General features: G+C 61.0%; 19 protein-coding genes. 8 read left to right on the top strand and 11 right to left on the bottom strand.

The annotated features are described in order from the left end of the window. Positions 1-87 precede the first annotated feature (87 nt). A complete protein-coding gene (locus AC1D06_RS36130; RefSeq protein ID WP_477877908.1) occupies positions 88-1,548 on the bottom strand; it encodes a L,D-transpeptidase in 1,461 nt (486 codons plus the stop codon). Positions 1,549-1,715: 167 nt separating this feature from the next. Here AC1D06_RS36130 and AC1D06_RS36125 point away from each other — a divergent pair, with 167 nt between their 5' ends. The 3 genes from AC1D06_RS36125 to AC1D06_RS36115 all read left to right on the top strand — a co-directional run bounded on the left by AC1D06_RS36125 (position 1,716) and on the right by AC1D06_RS36115 (position 5,134). Next, a complete protein-coding gene (locus AC1D06_RS36125) occupies positions 1,716-2,543 on the top strand; it encodes a DUF4432 family protein (protein WP_477990510.1) in 828 nt (275 codons plus the stop codon). Between the two features lie 58 nt (positions 2,544-2,601). Then, on the top strand, positions 2,602-2,934 hold the full coding sequence (locus tag AC1D06_RS36120; RefSeq protein ID WP_477877906.1) for a protein tyrosine phosphatase family protein: 333 nt from the start codon (positions 2,602-2,604) through the stop codon (positions 2,932-2,934). Between the two features lie 310 nt (positions 2,935-3,244). Further along, positions 3,245-5,134: a methyl-accepting chemotaxis protein gene (locus AC1D06_RS36115; RefSeq protein WP_477990509.1), complete on the top strand. Its 1,890-nt coding sequence runs from the start codon at positions 3,245-3,247 to the stop codon at positions 5,132-5,134. Positions 5,135-5,271: 137 nt separating this feature from the next. Here the strand turns inward: AC1D06_RS36115 and AC1D06_RS36110 are convergent, their stop codons facing one another. Both AC1D06_RS36110 and AC1D06_RS36105 read right to left on the bottom strand, forming a co-directional pair. Beyond that, on the bottom strand, positions 5,272-5,724 hold the full coding sequence (locus tag AC1D06_RS36110; RefSeq protein ID WP_477990508.1) for a hypothetical protein: 453 nt from the start codon (positions 5,722-5,724) through the stop codon (positions 5,272-5,274). 9 nt (positions 5,725-5,733) lie between these two features. Beyond that, positions 5,734-6,210, bottom strand: a complete 477-nt coding sequence (locus AC1D06_RS36105; protein WP_477877903.1) for a hypothetical protein — start codon at positions 6,208-6,210, stop codon at positions 5,734-5,736. A gap of 142 nt (positions 6,211-6,352) precedes the next feature. Here AC1D06_RS36105 and AC1D06_RS36100 point away from each other — a divergent pair, with 142 nt between their 5' ends. Beyond that, on the top strand, positions 6,353-7,090 hold the full coding sequence (locus AC1D06_RS36100; RefSeq protein ID WP_477990507.1) for a VldE C-terminal domain-containing protein: 738 nt from the start codon (positions 6,353-6,355) through the stop codon (positions 7,088-7,090). Positions 7,091-7,132: 42 nt separating this feature from the next. Here AC1D06_RS36100 and AC1D06_RS36095 read toward each other — a convergent pair whose 3' ends face one another. The 5 genes from AC1D06_RS36095 to AC1D06_RS36075 form a co-directional block, all read right to left on the bottom strand. Beyond that, complete coding sequence (locus AC1D06_RS36095) at positions 7,133-7,858, bottom strand: dienelactone hydrolase family protein (RefSeq protein WP_477877901.1); 726 nt, start codon at positions 7,856-7,858, stop codon at positions 7,133-7,135. A gap of 116 nt (positions 7,859-7,974) precedes the next feature. Continuing rightward, entirely contained in the window at positions 7,975-9,636 is a 1,662-nt protein-coding gene (locus AC1D06_RS36090; RefSeq protein ID WP_477877900.1) for a thiamine pyrophosphate-binding protein, read from the bottom strand. A 29-nt stretch (positions 9,637-9,665) separates the two neighbouring features. After that, positions 9,666-10,472, bottom strand: coding sequence for a TerC family protein (locus AC1D06_RS36085; RefSeq protein ID WP_477877899.1), 807 nt, complete (start codon positions 10,470-10,472; stop codon positions 9,666-9,668). Positions 10,473-10,555: 83 nt separating this feature from the next. Then, positions 10,556-11,485: a DMT family transporter gene (locus tag AC1D06_RS36080; RefSeq protein ID WP_477877898.1), complete on the bottom strand. Its 930-nt coding sequence runs from the start codon at positions 11,483-11,485 to the stop codon at positions 10,556-10,558. Beyond that, positions 11,478-12,434 (bottom strand): alpha/beta fold hydrolase, encoded by a 957-nt coding sequence (locus tag AC1D06_RS36075; RefSeq protein ID WP_477877897.1) that lies wholly within the window; start codon positions 12,432-12,434, stop codon positions 11,478-11,480. The genes AC1D06_RS36080 and AC1D06_RS36075 overlap by 8 nt, the downstream gene beginning before the upstream one ends. Positions 12,435-12,602: 168 nt before the next feature. Between AC1D06_RS36075 and AC1D06_RS36070 the strand changes: the two genes are divergently transcribed. The 4 genes from AC1D06_RS36070 (at position 12,603) to metF (ending at position 17,289) form a co-directional block, all read left to right on the top strand. Next, on the top strand, positions 12,603-13,391 hold the full coding sequence (locus AC1D06_RS36070; RefSeq protein ID WP_477877896.1) for a ribonuclease T2 family protein: 789 nt from the start codon (positions 12,603-12,605) through the stop codon (positions 13,389-13,391). Between the two features lie 97 nt (positions 13,392-13,488). Continuing rightward, on the top strand, positions 13,489-15,138 hold the full coding sequence (gene ettA, locus AC1D06_RS36065) for an energy-dependent translational throttle protein EttA (RefSeq protein WP_477877895.1): 1,650 nt from the start codon (positions 13,489-13,491) through the stop codon (positions 15,136-15,138). A gap of 236 nt (positions 15,139-15,374) precedes the next feature. Further along, on the top strand, positions 15,375-16,388 hold the full coding sequence (locus AC1D06_RS36060) for an ArsR/SmtB family transcription factor (RefSeq protein WP_477990506.1): 1,014 nt from the start codon (positions 15,375-15,377) through the stop codon (positions 16,386-16,388). A 1-nt stretch (position 16,389) separates the two neighbouring features. Further along, positions 16,390-17,289, top strand: a complete 900-nt coding sequence (gene metF, locus AC1D06_RS36055) for a methylenetetrahydrofolate reductase [NAD(P)H] (RefSeq protein ID WP_477877893.1) — start codon at positions 16,390-16,392, stop codon at positions 17,287-17,289. Between the two features lie 443 nt (positions 17,290-17,732). Here metF and AC1D06_RS36050 read toward each other — a convergent pair whose 3' ends face one another. The 3 genes from AC1D06_RS36050 to AC1D06_RS36040 all read right to left on the bottom strand — a co-directional run. Next, positions 17,733-18,650, bottom strand: a complete 918-nt coding sequence (locus AC1D06_RS36050; protein WP_477990505.1) for a DMT family transporter — start codon at positions 18,648-18,650, stop codon at positions 17,733-17,735. A 154-nt stretch (positions 18,651-18,804) separates the two neighbouring features. Next, positions 18,805-20,004: a lytic murein transglycosylase gene (locus tag AC1D06_RS36045; protein WP_477990504.1), complete on the bottom strand. Its 1,200-nt coding sequence runs from the start codon at positions 20,002-20,004 to the stop codon at positions 18,805-18,807. A gap of 136 nt (positions 20,005-20,140) precedes the next feature. Beyond that, positions 20,141-20,477, bottom strand: a 337-nt coding sequence (locus AC1D06_RS36040) for a GH25 family lysozyme (protein WP_477990503.1), incomplete at its 5' end; no start/stop codon positions are given.

Here is a 20,477-nt window from a genome sequence, read left to right as displayed (position 1 = left end):
GGTTAATAAAAAAGCCCCGCAACCGAGGTTTCGGGGCTTTTTCCTATGTATTTTTAGGGGTTTTTAGAAAGGGCTGAAAGAGTGCTCTTAATCGACGAACTCGACGGTCACGCCAGGCTTTACCATTTTGGCGAGTTCCTGAGCATCCCAGTTGGTGAGTCGAATGCAGCCATGGCTCTGGGTTTTGCCGATGCGCGAAGGATCCGGCGTGCCATGGATGCCGTAGGTCGGCTTGTCGAGTGCGATCCACACGGTGCCAACCGGGCCATTCGGCCCCGGCGGGACAGTCAGCACCTTGTTGTTCGAACCCTGCTTGAAATTGATCTTCGGATTATAAGTGTAGTCCGGGTTCAATGCGACGCGGGCCACGAGGTGGATGCCGGATGGGGAGGGCGTATCGGCGGAGCCGATCGAGGCTGGATAGGCAGCGACCAATTCGCCCATCGGACCATAGGCGAACACCTGCTTGCGGCTCTTGTCGGCGATGATCTTGGAGACCATGCCGGTGCGGTTGGCGCCCGGATTGATTACCTTCACGACGGTGCCGGGAATGGTGAAGTCCTTGCCCGGATTGAGCTCCTTGAGATAGTTCTCGTCCATGTGGAAGCGCTCGCCGAGCGCTTCGGTTACCGAAGTATAGGACATGGCCGGCAGCGTGGCCTTCTTGGAGTAGTCTTCCGGTATAGCGGCGAGATAGGGACCGGCTGCGTCGGCGGAGGTGATCGTATAGTCGGTGATCGGCAAGCCGCCATCAAGGCCGAGCCGGCTCATAATGTCTTCGGAATTGTTCGGATCGAGCTTTTCGCCGGAAATCTTCTCATAGGCGAGGATCGCCTTGGTGACGTTGGAGCCCAGTTTTCCATCGATCGCGCCGGGGGAGGCGCCTTCGCGGTCGAGGAAGACTTCTAAGGCGGTGATCTCGAACTTGGAATGCTTGCCCTTGAGCGTGATCACAGGATCGGCCGGTTTGTCGTCGATCGCCGGCTTGGCCGGCTCGAGCGCCGCCATGTCGGTATTGTCGTCATTCTGATTCTGGTCGACGGACTGGTCGTCGCCCATATTGTCGCTCTTGACGCCGTCGCCCGGCAGCGGCTGCTCGATGGAGCCGCCCTGCTGGTCGCCATCGGTTGCATCAGGCACGGAACCCGTCGCCATGCCGGCGGTGTCACTATTGTCCCTGCGATTGCGTAGCGGCCGTTCCGGAAAGTAATTGGGATCGTCCTGGCCGGCGCTGTCCGAATAGGCTTGCTGGCCGGCATAATCATCCTGCACGGCCGAGGACGGCAGTTGGCCGGCCTTGCGCCGATTGAGATAGTTCATCGCCCGCATCTCGGTCGCGACGATGTTGCCATAATGGTCGATCAGCACGCGTTCGCCGCGCTTGTTGCGCTTGACGATCACGTCGTTGGCATCCGGGATATAGTCGAGCAGGTCGCCGTCGGGGGTGACCAGCACCATGCCGCGCTCGTCAGTGGGCAAGTCCTGTGCAAAGACCGGGCTCGCGAAGAGAACCGCGATCAAGGAGAGGGCGCCAATTGTGTTTTTCATTTCCTGCTCTGTTGCGAATGTCGAATTCGGTGGATGGATACAAGCGAAGCACTTGAAATTTGACTCTAGTGTGGAATTTCGAGCGTCTCGGTGAATAAAGGATGAAAATCCCTTCGGTTCCGTGGCTTGAAAGCCACAAAGCCGATCGAGGGGCAAGGGGAGGCGCGATGCGGTTCGGCGATGAACGACTGGAAATTGAGCTGGACGAGAGCTCGGCGCTCGATGTCGGCTCGCTCAGGGTCGACGGCGTCGAGATCGCGCCGGGCGATGCGGTCCCTGATGATGGCGATCCGAGAATCCGGCATGCGGTGGCGGGTTTCCTGTTCACCTGCGGTCCCGACCATATCCGCCATCCCGAACCGCTCGGCGACGGCATCGATGGGCGCTATCCGCTGCATGGTTCGCTTTCCGGTCACCTGCCTGACGACGTCAGGGTGAGGGAGCTTTCAAACGGCAGCGAGGTGACGGCCCGCATCCGCGTCGCGCTGGCCCAGGGCGGCGAGGCCGATCTCATGCGCAGATGGCGGTTCGACAACGTGACCAACAAGATCGGTCTCGAAGACCGGCTCGTCAATATCGGCCGCGTGCCCTTCCCGCCGATGCTGATGTATCACATGAATATCGGCGCGCATCTCTTCGACCGGCGCACCAAGCTGGTGGGCGCTTCGTTCGAGGGCGGGAAAATCGGCTGGCGATTCGGCGACGGCGACAGCGCGGTCTTCTGTGTGCCGGCCGCCGAGGAGGAAGGCAGGGCGGGAGTCCGGCTTGGCCCTATCGAGTCGATCGGCGGCCGATCGTTAAGGGTGGGATTTTCGGCAGACACGCTGCCATGCCTGCAGATGTGGCGCAATCAAGCGGGCCATTGCGATGTTCTGGGCATCGAACCGGCAAGTCATCCCTGGAAGAAGCGGGACGAACTCGATGCCATGGGCCTGATGACGCCGCTGACGCCCGGTGCAATTCGCACCTACCGGCTGAGTTTCGCCTTTCGGTGATTGACGGCGGCGGCGGGGCTGGCTACCTATTCGACGCTTTATCTATAGAGAGTGTGCGATGAACATCCGCCAGATCAATGACGAATATTCCGTCTCCCCACAGATCGCCGTCGAAGACCTCGACCAGATCAAGGCCATGGGGTTCAAGTCCATCGTCTGCAATCGGCCTGATGACGAGGATCCCGGCCAGCCTGATTTTGCGGCGATCGCGGCGCGCGCCAAGGAACTGGGCATCGAAACCGCCCATATTCCCGTCGTCGGCCAGCCCTCAGGTGATGCCGTCAAGGATATGGTTGACGCGCTGGACGAATTGCCGAAACCGATGCTGAGCTATTGCCGCTCGGGCAACCGCTCGACGATCATCTACCAGATGACGTCGCACCTGCGTTAACAATCGGTTTCTTTCAAACGACGAATTCCATCCATCGCCGGGGAAGCTTCGAACGACCGAAGCTTCCCTTTATTTTGGGCTATTTTCAATTTTTAGTAACCGCCAGCACAGGCGATTGGCGCGTTGATCGCCTCCTGATTGTTGTTTTCGCATGGAAACCGGAAAAAATACAGCTATTTGCCTATATATTGCAAAACCAGTGGCTTTGGGGAGCGCAACTTAAGTGTCTGTTAATGGCAAGTTTCTAAATTTAATTCAATCCAGCTAAGGGCTGTCAAGGGGTGGCGTTCGTGCCGAGAGGGGCAAGTCGGTGAAAATCAGCGGTAAAATCTACAGTCTTGTTGCAGTCATGTGTTTTTCCTCCGTGCTGATCGCGGCAATGGCGATATTTGCCATGGAGGGCTATGGTAACAAGCTCGAAGAATACAAGCTCGCATCGCAACGCGCCTATAATGGTGAACGGCTCAACCGCTATGTCACGGCTGTGGTGATGGAAGCGCGCGGCATTTACGGGGCGCCGTCGCTGAAGGACGCCAAGAAATTCGCCGATGGTCTCACCGAAGATCTCGCCGAGATGGATACGGTGCTGAAGGCCTRGGAGCCGCTGGTGCCGGCCGACCAGAAAGACGCTTTCGACAAGGTCGTCTCGCGCTCGCAGGAGTTCAAGGCCTTCCGTAGCGAGACTGCGCGTCTCGGCACGACGGTCAGCATTGCTGCCGCCAACGAACAGGGCAACAACGAGGCCAACCGCGCCAACCGCAAGGCCTTCCAGAAGGAAATCGACGCTGTCGTCAATGTCGACAAGAAGCGGCTCGAGACCGTCGAGAACTCGCTGCAGGAATTCGAGCAATGGATCTTCATCCTGGTCAGCGCGACAGCCGTCGTCGGCATCGCGGCGGGCGCGGGCCTGGGCTTCGCCATTGCCAGGTTCCACCTGTCGCGGCCGATCCATGGCATTACCGACACGATCCGGGCGGTGGCCGATGGGAATTTCGACATCGTCGTTCCTTTTGCCGACCGCAAGGATGAGATCGGCGACATGGCTCGTGCCGTGGGCGTGTTCAAGGAGAACGGCCTTGCCGTTCGCGAGCTCCACCAGAGGGAGGCGATCCAGCGTGCCAAGAACGATGAACTGCAGGCAATGATGTCTTCGGTCGTCGCCGCTGCTGCTTCGGGTGATTTCAGCCGCCGCATCGACAAGGATTTTGGCGACCACAACCTCAATGTCGTCGCCACCAATGTCGACCAGCTGCTGAGCACTGTCGACGCGGGCATCAGCGAGATGCGGGCTGTCATGGCCAACCTCGCTGAGGGCGTGCTGACCCGCAACATGAACGGTAGCTATCAGGGCGCCTTCGCCGAGCTGCAGGGCAATGTCAACGGCACCATGACCAGCCTGAAGCAGACGATCCGCGAAGTGCTCAACACGTCGGATTCGATCAACGGCAACATCAACGAGCTCGGCTCGTCGACCAACGACCTGTCGAAGCGCACCGAACAGCAGGCTGCGGCGCTTGAGGAAACCTCGGCGGCACTTCAGGAAATCACCACCGTCGTGCGCACCGCGACCGGCAAAGCCGAAGAGGCCGCCACCATGGTCCGGAAGGCCACGACCGATGCGGGTCAGGCCGGCCAGGTGGTTGGCAATGCGATCGACGCGATGGGCCGCATCGAAAATGCCTCGAACGAGATCAGCAAGATCATCAACGTGATCGACGAGATCGCCTTCCAGACCAACCTGCTGGCGCTCAATGCCGGCGTCGAGGCGGCGCGTGCGGGCGAGGCAGGCAAAGGCTTTGCCGTGGTGGCGCAGGAGGTGCGGGAGCTCGCTCAGCGCGCCGCCAATGCGGCCAAGGACATCAAGACGCTGATCACCCGTTCGAGCGATGAAGTGCAGACAGGCGTCCGGCTCGTGCAGGAAACAGGAAGCGCGCTGTCGGAAATTGCTGGCCGCGTCGCCTCGATCAACGACTACATCCAGGCAATTGCGGACTCGGCCAAGGAACAGGCCGTCGGCATCAACGAAATCAGCCAGGCGATCAACCAGATCGACAACGTCACGCAGCAGAACGCGGCGATGGTGGAAGAGACGTCGGCCGCCACTATGAAGCTCGCCGGCGAGGCGGACCGCCTGGTGCAGCTCATCGCTCGCTTCCAGCTGGACGAGGCAGCCGCCAAGCTGCGCCGCCGCGCGGCATAACCCGTTACCATAAGAACGAGGACGCCTACCGAGACTGGCCCGCGCCGAAAGCGCGGGCTTTTTCCTATGTGGGGGCGTCGGCTCTATGCCCCGAGCCGCTGCACTGGCCGGCTCAGGGAAGCGCAAAGCTTAGATGATCAGTCCGGGCCATAGGGGCGCTTGAGCAGCGCCTGTGGGCCGGCCATGTGGCCTTCGGGCGGGTTCTCGCGGAAAATAAGCTCCCAATCGCCACGATAGGTGTCCATGGCAGGAGGTCCGGGAGAGCCGAGGACGGCGACGAGAGCCAGGCGTTCCTTCTCCTTCGTCGTCAGCGCTTTGTTGATGATGTTCCATACCGTGTAGCCGCCGGCGGAAAATCCGTAGAGTGCGAAAACGTCGTCGTCGGCGCGGATCTGCTTCAACGCTTCACGCATCTGGGCGCTGTTGTAGCCGGAATTTCCCGCGACGGGGATCATCTTCGGCTCGTAGCCGCGCAGGCGGGCGAAATCCATGGCGGCGGTGTCGTCGAGTGCGCCGTTGGCCCAATATTTCGACCTGCCGCCGGGCAGAGCATAGTCGCCTGCCTTGCCGCGCAATATGAACATCTTCATCGGATGGCCTCACGGGTGCTTGGTGGCGGGAGAACGGCGGGTCGGGCCGTAGGGGTTGGTCAGGAGCACCCTCGGGCCTCGCATATGGCCGTTCTTACCCTCCGGGTCCTCCCTGTAAATCAGCTCCCACGGTCCGTCGTAGATAGCCGAGTGCGGCGGAGCTCCGAGGACGACGACCAGAGCCAGGCGCTCCTTTTCCTTTTTCGTCAGCACGGACAGGATATTGGCAATCGTGTAGCCGCCGGCGGAAAATCCATAGAGTGCGAAGACATCATCATCCGCCCGGATTTCCTTGAGTGTCGCGACCATCTGCTCACTGTTGACAGCTGAATAGCCTTTTACATCGATCACTTTTGCGTCATATCCCCTCAGTCGCGCGAATTCCAGCGCCGGGGGTTCGTCCAATGCGCCCTTCTGCCAATATTTGGGCTTTCCGTCGGGCGTCGGGTAATCTCCGGCTTTTCCACGCAATATCAGCATCTTCATGGGCCTGTCCTCCGCGTCCGCTAACAGGGCTTGTCTAGCGCTTTGCTAATATTATCAAATTATCGGCGAATACGAAGCAGGGCTGTTCCGTAGAGAACATATTCCATCCACCGAATGTGCATTGTTAACTTGGGGACCAGAGATGCGGCCAGCCGCCGCGGATACCGGTTCAGGAACGGAGGCAGCGATGAAACACTGGAGCGGAATGCTGATACAAAGCGATGGCAGCAAGCCTTTCGTGGTTTCTCTGATGAAAACTCTGGCAGACGAATTTCCCTACATCATTTTCAAGATGGGCGGATTTGTCGACCGCGATATCCGCGGCAAGCCGGGGGTGAAGTCGATGCATGCCAGCGGCCGCGCCATCGACATCTATCTCGACGTCAGAAACCCGCCGGAAAAGACGCTTGGCAAGTTTCTTTACGCTATGTTCAAGGACCCGGGCCAGTCGCCCAGCACGGGTCATGTCATTTATGACGGGACGATCTGGAGCGCCGATGGCGGCGGGATTGAAAAAACCACGAGCGCCGCCGGGGTGCGGGATCTTCATGACGATCACGTCCACGTCGATTTTGTCGAGGCCGGCATCACCGGCACGGCTGATTCGCTGCTCTCGCCGCTCCGCTTCGTCGGCCGCCAGATGCAGATGCAGCGCTATAAGGAATGGATGGAAGGATATCACGGGCCGGCCTTCAACCCGACCTCCAACAACAAGCATTTGAGCGATATCGAACGGCAGGCGATCTACGACCTCAACAAGAAAACGGTGTCAATGTCGCTTGCGCCCGCCTATCTGAAGGCGAGGGACCAGGCGGTCAAATGGCTCGCCGCTGGCAAGATACCGGATCCAGGCGGCGTCCTCGAGGAAGAGGATTCGTAATCCACTGAGGCGCCCTTCTGGAGCCGGGTTCCGGGTCGGCGGTCAGGGCCGTTCGGTAACTTCGGTCATGAAGGCAGCGATCGAGGTTCTGGCACGACGCGCCGAAAGCGGCGAATAGACCAGGCGGGCGTTCGGATCGGTGCCGACATCCGGATTGTCGAAGGCGTGATGCGTCTGGCTGTAGAGTTCCAAGCGGACATCGTTGCCGGCCTGATCCATTTCCGCGATGACCGCATCGATCACCTCCATCGGCGAGACCTGGTCCTGTGTGCCCAGCAGAATCAGCACCGGTGCGGCGATCTTTGTTCCCATGCCGGCCGCTGCCGTCTTCAACAAGGCGGAGCAGACAATGATCCCGGCAATATCGGCGCCGCTACGACCATAGTCCAGGGCAACCATGCCGCCGGCGCTATAGCCGAGGCAGACGATCGGCATGCCCTGGGGAAGCGCCTGCCTCAGATTCTCGACGCATGCCCCCAAAGCGGCGACGCCCTGGTCGCGATGGTCGATCAACCGCTTCACCATCGGCCCGACCTGATCGGGATTGTCCGGGCTGAAACCATCGCCATAGAGATCGGCAATGACGACATGGCAGCCCAGTGCGATAAGATGGTCCGCATGGTCGCGGGCGAGCGGGCTTTGGCCGCGCCAATCCGGCAGCAGCACCACGCCTGCCTTTGTCTGTCCATCGACGGGCTTGATCAGCAGACCGCGGTAAAGCTGATTGTTGGCGGAATATTCAAACTTGGTCTCGGATGTCGCCTGCATGCGGTAATCTCCAACGAAACGAGCGTGACCGGTATTATTTATGAAGCGCTGTCGCCAACGCAACCGCACGATCGACATCGTAGATGCCGAATTGCCATCCGGCAGGTGCCTGCCGCCTATCGCTTGCCGGTGCCCTTGATCTGGCTCAGCGTGCGGCTCGGCGTGATCGCCTCAGCATCGAGTTTGATCTCGATGATCGCGGGCCTGCCGCTTCCCCGGGCGCGCAAAAACGCGTCGGCGAAAGCTGCGGTGTTCTCCACCGTTTCGCCATGACCGCCGAACGCCTGGGCGTAAGCGGCGAAATCCGGATTTGTGAGGCCAGTGCCGCTGATACGGTCCGGATAGTCACGTTCCTGGTGCATGCGGATCGTGCCGTAAATGCCGTTGTTGATGACGAGGACGATGATCGGCAGGTTATAACGGACCGCGGTGGCGAATTCCTGGCCGTGCATCAGGAAGCAGCCATCGCCAGCAAAGCAGACCACTTCGCGCTCCGGAAACATCGCCTTGGCCGCCACGGCCGCGGGTAGGCCGTAGCCCATCGAGCCCGAAGCGGGTGCGGCCTGGGTGGCGAAGGTGCGGAAGCGGTGGAAGCGGTGCAACCAGGTGGCGTAATTGCCGGCGCCGTTGGTCATGATCGCGTCGGTCGGCAGGTTTTCCTCGAGCCAGGCCATGATCGGCCCCATGGCGACATCGCCCGGACCGGTCGCCGGCGGCGTCGACCATTTGAGATAGGCTTCGTGGAGGGCCTCGGTGCGTTCCTTCCAATCGGGTTCGCTCGCAGGCGAAAGGTTGGCGAGGGCGGCGACAAAACTTGTGGGATCGGCATTGATCGCCAGATCCGGGCGATAGACGCGGCCGAGCTCGGAACTATCGGGATGGATATGCACCAGCGCCTGTCTGGGATAGGGCACGTCGATCAGCGTGTAGCCGGAGGAGGGCATTTCCGACAGCCGGCCGCCGAGCAGGACCAGGAGATCGGCATTTTTGACTTCCTCGGCCAGCGCCGGATTGATGCCGATGCCGACATCGCCGGCATAGTTCGGATGCAGGTGGTCGAACAGCATCTGCCGGCGGAAGGAGACTGTGACCGGCAATGACCAGCGCTCGGCGAAGGCAGTGAAGTCGCGCACCGCGGTCTCCGTCCAGCGGGTGCCGCCGAGGATGACCAACGGCCGTTCCGCCTGGGCGAGCAGGCGACCGAGCCCGGCAATCTGCTTTGGCCCCGGATGGGTGTCAACCGGCATATAGGGCATTGGTTCGGGCGCGTCGACCAGGTCCCGGAGCATGTCTTCGGGCAGCGCCAGCACGACCGGGCCGGGACGGCCGGATGTGGCGACAGCGAAGGCGCGGGTGACGAATTCCGGAATCCGGGCGGCATCGTCGATATCGGCCACCCATTTGGCGAATTCGGTGAAGGCGCGGCGGAACTCGACCTCCTGGAAGGCTTCGCGCTCGCGCGCATCGCGTTGCACCTGGCCGATGAACAGGATCATCGGCACCGAATCCTGCCTGGCGATATGCAGTCCGGCCGAGGCATTGGTGGCGCCGGGGCCGCGCGTGACGAAGCAGACGCCGGGCTGGCCGGATAGCCGGCCCCAGCAATCGGCCATCATCGCCGCGCCGCCTTCCTGCCGGCAGACCATGACCTCGATGTCCGTGTCATAAAACGCATCGAGCACGGCGAGAAAGCTCTCGCCGGGCACGCAGGAGACGCGGTTGACGCCATTGGCGACGAGGGCATCGACGATCAGCTGCCCGCCGGTTCTTTTCGACATTCGGCTCACTCTCTCCTTGGCGGAACGGCTCAGTGCTCGTCCCGCGACTGCTCCTCCAGAATCCGTTTTTGATAGCGGCTCTGGATGATTTCGACAATCAGCAAGGTGGCCAGCACGAAATAGAAGGTCGATTTCGCCATCGGCTCGACCGGGAAGCCGAAGAAGGAGAGTTCGGCAAGATGGCCGCCTTCCGACAGCAGCATATAGCCGACCAGCAGCAGCACGAAGAGGCCGAGCACTTCGTACATGCGGTTCCGCTTGAGGAAATTGGCCACATGGTCGGCGAGGATGACCATCAGCGCACCGGATACGATGATCGCCGCACTCATGACGATGAAATTCTTCGTCAATGCCACCGCGGAAAGCACTGTATCGAAAGAGAAAACCACGTTCATGATGAGAATCCAGATGAGCGCGGCGGCCACCGTGCGGCGCGGTGCCGTATCGATTCCATGTTCGAGGTCGTGCCTGCCGATCATGTGCCAGATTTCCTTGATCGCGGTGTAGATCAGGAAGATGCCGCCGAACAGCACGATCAGCGAATGGCCGGTGATCGAGGCGCCGAAGATCACCGAATGCACCTGCCAGATTGGCGTCTGGAAGGCGGCGATCAGCTGCAACACGACGAAGAGCAGCAGGATGCGCAGGCCGATGGCGAGCAGGATGCCGGTGCGCCGCACCGAGGATTCCTTTGCCGGATCGACCTTTTTCGATTCCAGCGAAATGTAGAGCAGGTTGTCGAAACCAAGCACGGTTTCCAGCGCTGTCAGGATGAGGAAGGTGATGAGGCTGTCGATGGTGAAAAGGTTGTCTAGGGTGAAGATGCCGGAAAGCATGGTCAGACCTGTCGCTGATGGAGATAGCTGCAGATAGCGTCAGAATGTCGCAGCTGGCAAGCGGCCAGCCGGCAAAATCCGGATTATGCCGCGCTGTTCTCCGCTTCCGGCCTGTCTTCGCGCCAGATGATGAACAGGCCGGAGCCGATGATGATGACGATGCCCGCCCATTTCAGCGCATCTGGGAAGTCGCCGAAGACGAAATAGGCGACGATGCAGGCGGTGACGATTTCCAGATATTGCAGCGGCGCCAGCACGGAGGCGGCCATGGCGCGGTAGGCATAGACCGATAGGATGCCGGATATCGTCGCCGCAAGGCCGACGCCGGCAAGGAAAAGCACGGTCGACAGGTCCGGCAAGACCGGATCGTAGACGGGAATTTCGGCATGATGCCCGATCGCCAGCAGCAGGCTCGCGGCGAGCAGACCCCAGACGCTCGACTGGAACTGCATCGACGACGGCTCCTCCGTGCGCGCCGAAATCCGCGTCAGCAACAGGAAGGAGGCGACGGTGAAGGCCGTCGCCATCGGCAGCAGCGACACCCAGCCGAACTGGCTGAATGAGGGCTGGATCACCATCAGCGATCCACCGAAGCCGGTGGCGCAGGCGATGATCTTGTTGCGGCTGATATGCTCCTTGAGGAGGATGCCGCTCATCAGCGTCAGGATTGCAGGTTCGACGAAGAAGATGGCGATGGCATCGGCGACCGGCATGGTCCTCAGCGCATAGGTATAGGCGGTCATGCCGGCGAGGATGAGGAAGCCGCGCAGGAAATGCAGGCTGCCCTGGAAAAGCGAGCGGCTGAACAGCCGGCCGCGCATCAGCGCGAAAGGCAGCATGAAAAGGGCCTGAAAGAGGAAGCGTGCGAAACAGACCTCGCCGGCCGGCACGCTGCCAACGGCGAGCTTGGAGAAGACATCGATCAATGGCGCCGTCAGCACCGAGGCGCACATCAGCGTGACGCCGGTGCTTGGCAGCAGGCGAGGACGGGAAATGAGAGTCGAGTCAGCCATTTGCCTCATTCTGTGAAACTTTCATGACAACGCCGTCGGCCCAGGCTGCGAAGGCTTTCATCGCCTCTTCGCGGCCGATCTCGTTGAGCGTTTCATGACGCATGTCTTCGTAAATCGTCAGGTTCGTCGCATTCATGCCAAGCGACGTCAACTGCCTCGCGAGTTTTCGCATCGTCTCGCCACCCTTTGTCACCGGATCCTTGCCGCCGCCGACGAGATGTACTGGCAAGGTCTTCGGCAATCGGCGCAGCGCGGCCACATGACCGGCTTCTCCCGCCAGTTGCAAGACGTCGAGCCACATGGAGACCGACGGCCGGCTGCCGCAGAGCGGATCCTCGACATAGGCCTTCACTTGGCGAGCGTCACGCGACAGCCAGTCGAAATCCGAGCGCGCCTCGGGAAGCGATTTCGCCCAGGTATCGAAGGTCAAGCGCATACCGTAGAAACTGGGGACATCCGAGCCCTTGAGGAAGCGTTCGGTCTTGAGCAGCAGCACCAGGGCCTTTCCGGCCATGCCCGGATTGGCATTCGTGTTCCAGACGGCAAGCCCCTGAAAGCTGGCGGGTTGCGCTTCAGCCGCAGCCAGCGCGACATTGCCGCCAAAGGAGTGGCCGAACAGGATGATCGGCAAGCCTGGATGCCGGCTGGCGGCAAAGTCGCGGACGGCGAGCAGGTCCTCGACGACGCGCCTTGCGCCATCTTTTCGCGCGAAGCGTCCAGGCTCGGCGTCAAGAGCCGTGCTCTTGCCATGGCCGCGATGGTCGTGGGCATAGACGTGATAGCCGCGCCCTGCAAGAAATCCGGCAAATGCGCGGTAGCGTCCGGAATGTTCCACAAGGCCATGCGAAATCAGCACGGTCGCCTTGCCGTTTGTCTCTGCCTCCTGGTGCCGGAGGCATAGTTTTGCCCCGCTCGGGCTCGCGAATTCAATCGGCGTCTCGTAGGTCATGGCTGTCCCGATATTGCGCCCCGATGGCGATTAGTGATGAACGAGAAAAGACGGAACATAAAGTGGCAAATTGCTTGATGAATCTTTAAACGCAATAAGATTCAGGGTTGCAATTTTCCTGAATTGTGCTTCTTATATTCATGTTTTGTTCTTTATGAGGAGTTATCCATGCAACGGATGATAAATGGAGCGCTTCGGCTGCTCCCATTGCTTTGCTGTGCCGTTTTCCTGGCCTTCCCGGCACTGCTCTCTGCGGCGGAGATGCCCGACAGTCCGGCCGATGACGACAATTCGCCCGCCACCGCGGCGACGGGAAAGACCGTCATGATACTTGGGTTGGGCTGGCAGCCGGCTTTCTGTGAGGGGAAATCCAACATGGCCGAATGCCGTGACCAGTCGGCCAGCGATCTTGCGGCGCGCCAATTCTCGCTGAACGGTCTTTGGCGCATGCGGCAGACATATTGCGGCGTGCCGGATGCCCTCAAGGATCAGGACAAGCAGCACAAGTGGCTCGCCATGCCGGCCTTGGCGCTCGATGAGGGTCTCAAGGTGGAGCTCACCAAGGCCATGCCGGGCATGGTGTCGGGGCTCGAGCGCCATGAATGGGTCAAGCACGGGACGTGTTCCGGCGATGTCGCGGCGCGCTATTACGAGCGCTCGCTGAAAATGCTGGCGGCCGTCAACCAGTCCGCTGTCGGCCAACTGTTCGGCGACAATATCGGCAAGACACTCAGGCAGGCCGAGATCAAGGCTGCTTTCGAGACCGCCTTCGGGGCGGGCGCCGGCGACAAGATCAAGATGCGCTGCCGCAAGGACGGCGACCGCGAGATCATTACCGGCATCACCATCGGGCTCGGAAGCACCGAGGGCGATGATCTCAAAGCGCTGATCGCCACGGCGGGGACAACCAAGTTCGGCTGCGTGGAGGGGATTGTCGACTCTGTCGGGCAGCAATGAACGCGCCTGTTGGATTCGGCCGATTGAACATTGCCCGTCAATCCGAATTGCCCTACATAGCCGACAACTTCCAAGGATCGTTCATCGAGGTTTCGGCATGGCGCGCCAATTCATCTACCATATGTCCGGGCTCACCAAGGCCTACGGCACCAAGAAAGTGCTGGAGAATATCCACCTTTCTTTCTATCCCGATGCCAAGATCGGCATTCTCGGCCCCAACGGCGCCGGTAAGTCGACCGTGCTGCGGATCATGGCCGGCATGGACAAGGAATGGACGGGCGAGGCCTGGGTCGCCGAGGGCGCCACGGTCGGCTATCTGGCGCAGGAGCCGCAACTCGACGAGTCGCTCAGCGTGCTCGGCAATGTCATGGAGGGGGTCGCCTCGAAGAAGGCGATCCTCGACCGCTACAACGAATTGATGATGAACTATTCCGACGAGACGGCGGACGAGGGGGCAAAACTCCAGGACATCATCGACAGCCAGAACCTCTGGGACCTGGATTCGCAGGTCGAGATGGCGATGGAAGCGCTGCGTTGCCCGCCGGGCGACGCCACGATCGACAATCTCTCCGGCGGTGAGAAGCGCCGCGTGGCGCTCTGCCAATTGCTGCTGCGCCAGCCCAGTCTGCTGTTGCTTGACGAACCGACCAACCATCTCGACGCTGAAACCATCGCCTGGCTGGAAAAGCATCTGCGCGAATATCCGGGCGCCGTGCTGATGGTCACCCACGACCGCTACTTCCTCGACAATGTCACCGGCTGGATTCTCGAGCTCGACCGCGGCCGTGGCATTCCCTACGAAGGCAATTATTCGGCCTATCTCGGCGCCAAGTCCAAGCGCATGGAGCAGGAAGGCCGCGAGGAGGCGACCCGCCAGAAGGCGCTGTCGCGTGAACAGGAATGGATCTCGGCTAGCCCCAAAGCCCGGCAAGCCAAGTCCAAGGCGCGTATCCGCGCCTATGACGAACTGGTCCAGGCAGCCGCCGATCGCCGGCCCGGCGACGCGCAGATCATCATTCCGGTCGGCGAGCGGTTGGGCAATGTGGTGATCGAGTTCGAAAACCTGTCCAAGGCTTATGGCGACCAGGTTCTGATCGACAACCTGTCGTTCAACCTGCCGCCGGGCGGCATTGTCGGCGTCATCGGCCCGAATGGCGCCGGCAAGACGACGCTCTTCCGTATGATCACCGGCCAGGAGGCGCCCGACAATGGCGAAATCCGCATCGGCGATTCCGTCGACCTCGCCTATGTCGACCAGAGCCGTGACGCGCTCAACGGCAACAAGACGGTATGGGAAGAGATTTCCGGCGGCAACGACATCATCAAGCTGGGCAAGTATGAGATGAATTCGCGCGCCTATTGCGGCGCGTTCAATTTCAAGGGCGGCGATCAGCAGCAGAAGGTCGGCACGCTCTCGGGCGGCCAACGCAACCGCGTCCACCTCGCCAAGATGCTGAAATCCGGCGGCAATGTCGTGCTGCTCGACGAACCGACCAACGACCTCGACACCGAGACGCTGGCGGCACTGGAAGACGCGCTGGAAAATTTCGCCGGCTGCGCGGTCATCATCAGCCACGATCGCATGTTCCTCGACCGGCTGGCCACGCATATCCTCGCCTTCGAGGGCGACAGCCATGTCGAATGGTTCGAGGGCAATTTCGAGGATTACGAGAAGGACAAGATCCGCCGCCTCGGCCCCGATTCCGTCAATCCGAAGCGCGTGACCTATAAACGGCTGACCCGCTAGGTCGCGTCTAATCAGCCTGTCGCTGGAAGGCTGACCTCAGTGTGTGGCGGCTTTCTCGCCGCCGTCGCTCGGCCGCGGATAGAATGCTCCGAAAGATCGAAAATTCAATATTTTGAGGGCCGGCATGCAGATGCCGGCCCTCGTCGTCTGATGTTTTCGAAACGGCATCGGATTTTCTGCTTGCGCCATACACCTTAATCATATAAAGATATCTTTATATCTTGATTGGGTGGCATATGGTGTCGGTACAAGGCTTTTCGCTCAATGCATTGGTGGATATCCTCAAGGCTTCGGCTGAGCCGACGCGCCTGCGCATCCTGCTCCTGCTGTCCTCTGGCGACCTTACCGTAACCGATCTCACTGAAATCCTCGGCCAGTCGCAGCCGCGCATCTCGCGGCATCTGAAACTCCTGTCGGAGGCGCGGCTGATCGAACGCTATCAGGAAGGCGCCTGGGCCTGGTTCAGGCTGCGGCGTGATGGCGACCAGTCGAGCCTCGTCCGCAGGATCATCGAGGGCGCGTCAGCGGCCGATACGGTGATCGCGCGTGACCACGCTCGGCTCGTCCAGGTCAGACTGGCGCGGGCCGAAAAAGCGCAGGCCTATTTCAGCGAGAATGCCGGCGGGTGGGACGAATTGCGTCGGCTRCATATCAGCGAGGCGAAGGTCGAGGCTGCGTTGCGCGGCATGGTCGGCGATCGGCCGGTCAATGATTTCCTCGATCTCGGCACCGGCACCGGCCGCCTGCTGCAACTGTTCGAAGGCCTCTATCGCCACGGAACCGGTGTCGATGCCAGCCGCGAAATGCTGTCGGTGGCGCGCGCCAATCTGGAAAAGTCGGGCATTTCCAAAGCTTCGGTGCGGCTCGGCGACATTTTCAACCTGCCGCTCGAAGGCGGCCGCTATGATCTCGTCAGCATCCATCAGGTGCTGCACTACCTCGAAAACCCGGAAATCGCCATCGTCGAGGCGGTGCGCATGCTGCGCCCCGGCGGCCGGTTGCTGATCGTCGATTTCGCCCCGCATGGGCTCGATAACCTGCGCAGCGAACATCACCATGCACGCCTCGGCTTCTCGCACCAGCAGATCGCGGATTGGCTGAACAAGGCTGGACTCGAAATCGTCGAGGTCAAGGATCTGAAGCCCGAGAGCGATCGCGAGGCACTGACTGTGACAATCTGGCTGGCGCGCGATCGCCGGCTGGAAATTGCTGACGATGTTCCCGCCCAGGCGGCAATCCGGAGGGTCTGAGATGCAGGCTGACACCCGAAACGGCAAGATCAAGATCTCGTTCGAATTCTTCCCGCCGAAGAGCGAGGAGATGGACACGCAGCTCTGGGAGACCGTGGCGGCGCTCAAGCGCTGGCAGCCGGAATTCGTCTCGGTCACCTATGGCGCCGGCGGCACGACGCGTGATACGACGCTGTCGACCGTCCGCCGGATGATCCGCCAGGCCGGCCTCGCCACGGCCTCGCACCTGACTTGCGTCGGCTCGACCCGGGAGGACGTACACCGCGTCGTCGAAGAATTCCGCGCCGCCGGCGTCGGCCATTTCGTGGCATTGCGCGGCGACCCGCAGGGTGGGATCGGCACGCGCTACCAGCCCTATCCGGGCGGTTATGCCAATGCGGCGGAGCTGGCCGCCGGCCTGTCGGCGCTTGGCGATTTCGAGATTTCGGTATCCTCCTATCCGGAGAAGCATCCGGAAAGCGCCGATACGGCCGCCGATATCGACATGCTCAAGCGCAAGGTCGAAGGCGGCGCGGTGCGGGCGCTGACCCAGTTCTTCTTCGACAACGATGTATTCTTCCGCTATCTCGACCGCGTCCGTGCGGCGGGCATCGATATTCCAGTCGTGCCCGGTATCCTGCCGATCCACAATCTTGCCCAGGTGAAGAAATTTGCCTCGCTGTGCGGCGCCACCGTACCGGCCTTCGTCGATAAGGCCCTTGCTCCGGTCGACGATCAGCCTGAGGAGCGGGCGAAGCGCGCTGCCGAACTCGCAAGCCGCCAGGTTCGCGAGCTGATCGATCGCGGCATCGAGGAATTCCATTTCTATACGATGAACCGGCCGCAACTGGTTTCGAGCGTGCTCGAACAATCGGGTTTCGTGATGTCACAGCCGAGAAACCTGTCGTCTGCGGCAGCGTGAGGCTTGGCCCTCAACAAATTGGTCCATTACCCTCAACAAATTGGTCCATTAAATGAAAAGAGCGCTGAAGCAGTATCAGCGCTCTTTCCTTGAATTTTCTTGCGGGCCTCAGCCCGATCCCGGCACGGCGTATCAGATAAACAACATCACGCCTACAAAGAGAAATGCCGCACCAACCAACATCGCGTTCAGTGATTGAGTCAGTCCCATGTCCGACCTCCTGCTGCTGTTGACCCGATCATGATATCGGCATTTCCAGCCTTGGAAAGCGAATCTTGTGCCGCACTGCGGTAGAAATCCCGGGCCACGGGCTTATTCACAGGGTTAATGGAATGAAATATCTTTTGTTTTCCCGATTCACAATTTTTTCACAATCGGCTCACGAAAGTTAACACTTGGTGACACTTCCGTAACGGAAGGTCACGAAACAGAGCGATTTGTGGCTATGCCCGGCTCCGCAGTCTGGCCACCAACCGACCATCGAGGATTACCAATCCGAGTCCGATCACCAGCATGCCGGCCCATTCCGCCGGTCCCAGATGTTCGCCGAGGAAGAGAATGCCGAGCAGGATCGCGCTCGGCGGCACGAGCAGGGTGACCAGCGAGGCATTGGTGGCGCCGGCCGCAGCGATAAGGCGGAAGAACAGGATATAGGCGAAGGCCGTCGAGATGACCGCGAGCGCAATCACGGCGGCGATGGCGTCGAAGGGCGGCAGCGACAGCGTCCAGGGATGGTCAACCAGCAGCGACAGGGGCAGGGCGATGATGGTCGAAGCCGTCAATTGTCCAGCCGCGGTCACGGGTGCTGCGATGCCGCGGAAACGGCGGGCAAAGATCGCCGCAAATCCATAGGAGACGGCGGCGATGACCGGCATGGCGAGCGCCCAGAGCGGCGCGCCGGCGCCGGCGCCGAGATGCGGGCTGAACAGCAGGATCGTGCCGACCAGGCCTGTCATCGTGCCGGCGATCTTGACACCGGTCAGCTTCTCGTCGGCCGTGGCGAAATGGGCGATCATCACCGTCCAGATCGGGGTTGTGGCGTTGAGGATCGAGGCGAGCCCGGCGCCGATCTGGGTCTGGCCGAGGAAGATCAGCGTCTGTGGGATGACATTGTTGATCAGCCCGAGCAGCAGGAAGGCCGGCCAGCGGGCACGGAGCTCGCGATAGATGCCGAATCGGCCGGCAATGAACAGGTGCAGCGTCAGCGCTGCGATCAGGAAACGCAGCAAGGCCAGCGTCACCGGCGGGATGTAATGCACTGCGACGCGGGCGAAGAAGAACGAGCCGCCCCAGAGCAGGCCGAGCAGAAGCAGCATCAGCCAGGCATTGAGCGAAATGGATTGCGATCTGGGACTGTTCATGGGCCTGCCGGGATGGATTGAACTGCCGGGTCGGGCAGCGCCGGCACTATGCCACAAGCAGGTGATCACGCCACCCGAAACCTGTTGAACCGACGATGAAATGAAAAAGGCCCGGCAAGTGGCCAGGCCTTGATCGCAGGTAAGAGGTATTTGTTCAGAGCTTCGAAAGCAGTTCCGGCGTCGCCCAGCCGTCGGCCGGCAGGCCCAGCTTCTGCTGCTCTTGCTGGATGGCGATGCGAGTGCCGCCACCGAGAATGCCATCGATGTCGCCGACATCGTGGCCGAGCGCCTTGAGCTTCGTCTGCAGCGCCTTCATCTGGTCGCCCGACAGGCCGGTTGCCGGATTGCCCTTGAGATAGGGCTGCGCACCTGCAAGGCGGGTGGCGAAATAGGCAGCCGAGGTCGTATAGACGAACGACTTGTTCCATTCGAGATAGATGCCGAAATTCGGATAGGCGAGGAAGGCCGGCCCGAGACGGCCCTGCGGCAGGATGAGCGCCGCCTTCAGGGCGCCGCTGGAGGTGTTGCCGTCGCGCGGCTTGACGCCGAGCGCGAACCACTCCGCGGCCGTCAGCGGCCCGCCGATGCCGCTCTTCTCGAAGGGCAGGTTCTGCGGGATGGTGACTTCCTGCAGCCAGGGCTGGCCGCGGGTGAAGCCGAGATGCTGGATGAACTTTCCGGCCGTCAGGATGACGTCGTCTTCGCTCTTCTTGAGTTCGACATGGCCGTCGCCGTCACCGTCGGTGCCGAAGGTGATGATGTCGCGTGGCTGCATCTGCACCATGCCGATTTCACCGGCCCAGGCGCCGGTCGTGGTGTTCGGATCGGCATCGCCGTCGGCGACCATCTTGATGAAGGCGATCAGCTGCGGCCGGAAGAGGTCGGGGCGGCGGCAGTCATGCGCCAGCGACACCAGGGCGTTGCGGGTGTTGAAGTCACCCTGCACGGCGCCGAAATCGGTTTCCAGACCCCAGAAGGCGGTGATGACAGGGGCAGGCACGCCGTAGTCCTGTTCGGCCTTGGCGAAGGTGTCGGCATGGTCCTTGATCTTCTTGCGGCCGATGTCGAGGCGGGCCTGGCTGACGACGCGCTTGGAGAATTCGAGGAAGGTCTGGCGGAAGACGCTCTGGCCGCGGTCACGGCTCAGCACCTTGTTGTCGATCTGGGCGCCGGCGAGCGCATCATCCACCGCCTGCGGCTGGACGCCTGCAGCAATCGCCTCTTTCTTCACACCGTCAAGGAAGGCTCCGAGGTCGCCGCCGCAAGGGGCGGTACTCTGCGCGAAGGCCGCGCCGGAAAGGATGGAAGACATGAGGAGAGCGAGAGCGACGGGCGCAGTGCGCTTAAGCAGCATGGAACACCTTCCGATAGCGGGTTTGACGGCGCGGAAAGCTTTTCCAGAAGATTAAGGCGGATGCAAGTCTTTGCGTGCATCCGTCCCGGAAATACTGCGGATAGACCGGCCGAACAGCGGTCCGGCCTCTCGAAAATCATCCGGAGACCGACGCCACCCAGTTGTGCCAGTTCTTCTGTGAGCCGGCGAAGACATTGATGTCGCATTCGCCGGGCACGCCCGGCACGACGCCGGTGGAGGTATATTGCCAGAAGGCCCAGCGCCGTCCGGCATAGACATTGGACGGATGGTCGGCGACCGAGCGCAGCCAGAAGTGATAGTTCTTGAACTCGCCGATCAAAACATCACGATGAAAGTCGACCGAAGTATAGATGATCGGACGCTTGCCGTAATGGGCCTCGATACGGTCCATGAAGCGCTGCAGCTCGGCGACGGCGACTTCGCGCGACGGGCGTGTCTTGCACGTCTTGGAG

The sequence above is a fragment of the Rhizobium sp. P2_G2 genome, assembly GCF_056403555.1.
This window is presented reverse-complemented; position numbering and strand designations above follow the sequence as displayed.

What these genes read in the sequence shown, in the direction of transcription:
- AC1D06_RS36130 (WP_477877908.1), bottom strand. Translation starts at nt 1,548, where the DNA reads ATGAAAAACACAATTGGCGCCCTCTCCTTGATCGCGGTTCTCTTCGCG.
- AC1D06_RS36095 (WP_477877901.1), bottom strand. Translation starts at nt 7,858, where the DNA reads ATGCAGGCGACATCCGAGACCAAGTTTGAATATTCCGCCAACAATCAG.
- AC1D06_RS36080 (WP_477877898.1), bottom strand. Translation starts at nt 11,485, where the DNA reads ATGGCTGACTCGACTCTCATTTCCCGTCCTCGCCTGCTGCCAAGCACC.
- ettA (WP_477877895.1), top strand. Translation starts at nt 13,489, where the DNA reads ATGGCGCGCCAATTCATCTACCATATGTCCGGGCTCACCAAGGCCTAC.
- AC1D06_RS36090 (WP_477877900.1), bottom strand. Translation starts at nt 9,636, where the DNA reads ATGTCGAAAAGAACCGGCGGGCAGCTGATCGTCGATGCCCTCGTCGCC.
- AC1D06_RS36050 (WP_477990505.1), bottom strand. Translation starts at nt 18,650, where the DNA reads ATGAACAGTCCCAGATCGCAATCCATTTCGCTCAATGCCTGGCTGATG.
- AC1D06_RS36100 (WP_477990507.1), top strand. Translation starts at nt 6,353, where the DNA reads ATGCGGCCAGCCGCCGCGGATACCGGTTCAGGAACGGAGGCAGCGATG.
- AC1D06_RS36085 (WP_477877899.1), bottom strand. Translation starts at nt 10,472, where the DNA reads ATGCTTTCCGGCATCTTCACCCTAGACAACCTTTTCACCATCGACAGC.
- AC1D06_RS36110 (WP_477990508.1), bottom strand. Translation starts at nt 5,724, where the DNA reads ATGAAGATGTTCATATTGCGCGGCAAGGCAGGCGACTATGCTCTGCCC.
- AC1D06_RS36075 (WP_477877897.1), bottom strand. Translation starts at nt 12,434, where the DNA reads ATGACCTACGAGACGCCGATTGAATTCGCGAGCCCGAGCGGGGCAAAA.
- AC1D06_RS36045 (WP_477990504.1), bottom strand. Translation starts at nt 20,004, where the DNA reads ATGCTGCTTAAGCGCACTGCGCCCGTCGCTCTCGCTCTCCTCATGTCT.
- AC1D06_RS36070 (WP_477877896.1), top strand. Translation starts at nt 12,603, where the DNA reads ATGCAACGGATGATAAATGGAGCGCTTCGGCTGCTCCCATTGCTTTGC.
- AC1D06_RS36120 (WP_477877906.1), top strand. Translation starts at nt 2,602, where the DNA reads ATGAACATCCGCCAGATCAATGACGAATATTCCGTCTCCCCACAGATC.
- AC1D06_RS36125 (WP_477990510.1), top strand. Translation starts at nt 1,716, where the DNA reads ATGCGGTTCGGCGATGAACGACTGGAAATTGAGCTGGACGAGAGCTCG.
- AC1D06_RS36105 (WP_477877903.1), bottom strand. Translation starts at nt 6,210, where the DNA reads ATGAAGATGCTGATATTGCGTGGAAAAGCCGGAGATTACCCGACGCCC.
- metF (WP_477877893.1), top strand. Translation starts at nt 16,390, where the DNA reads ATGCAGGCTGACACCCGAAACGGCAAGATCAAGATCTCGTTCGAATTC.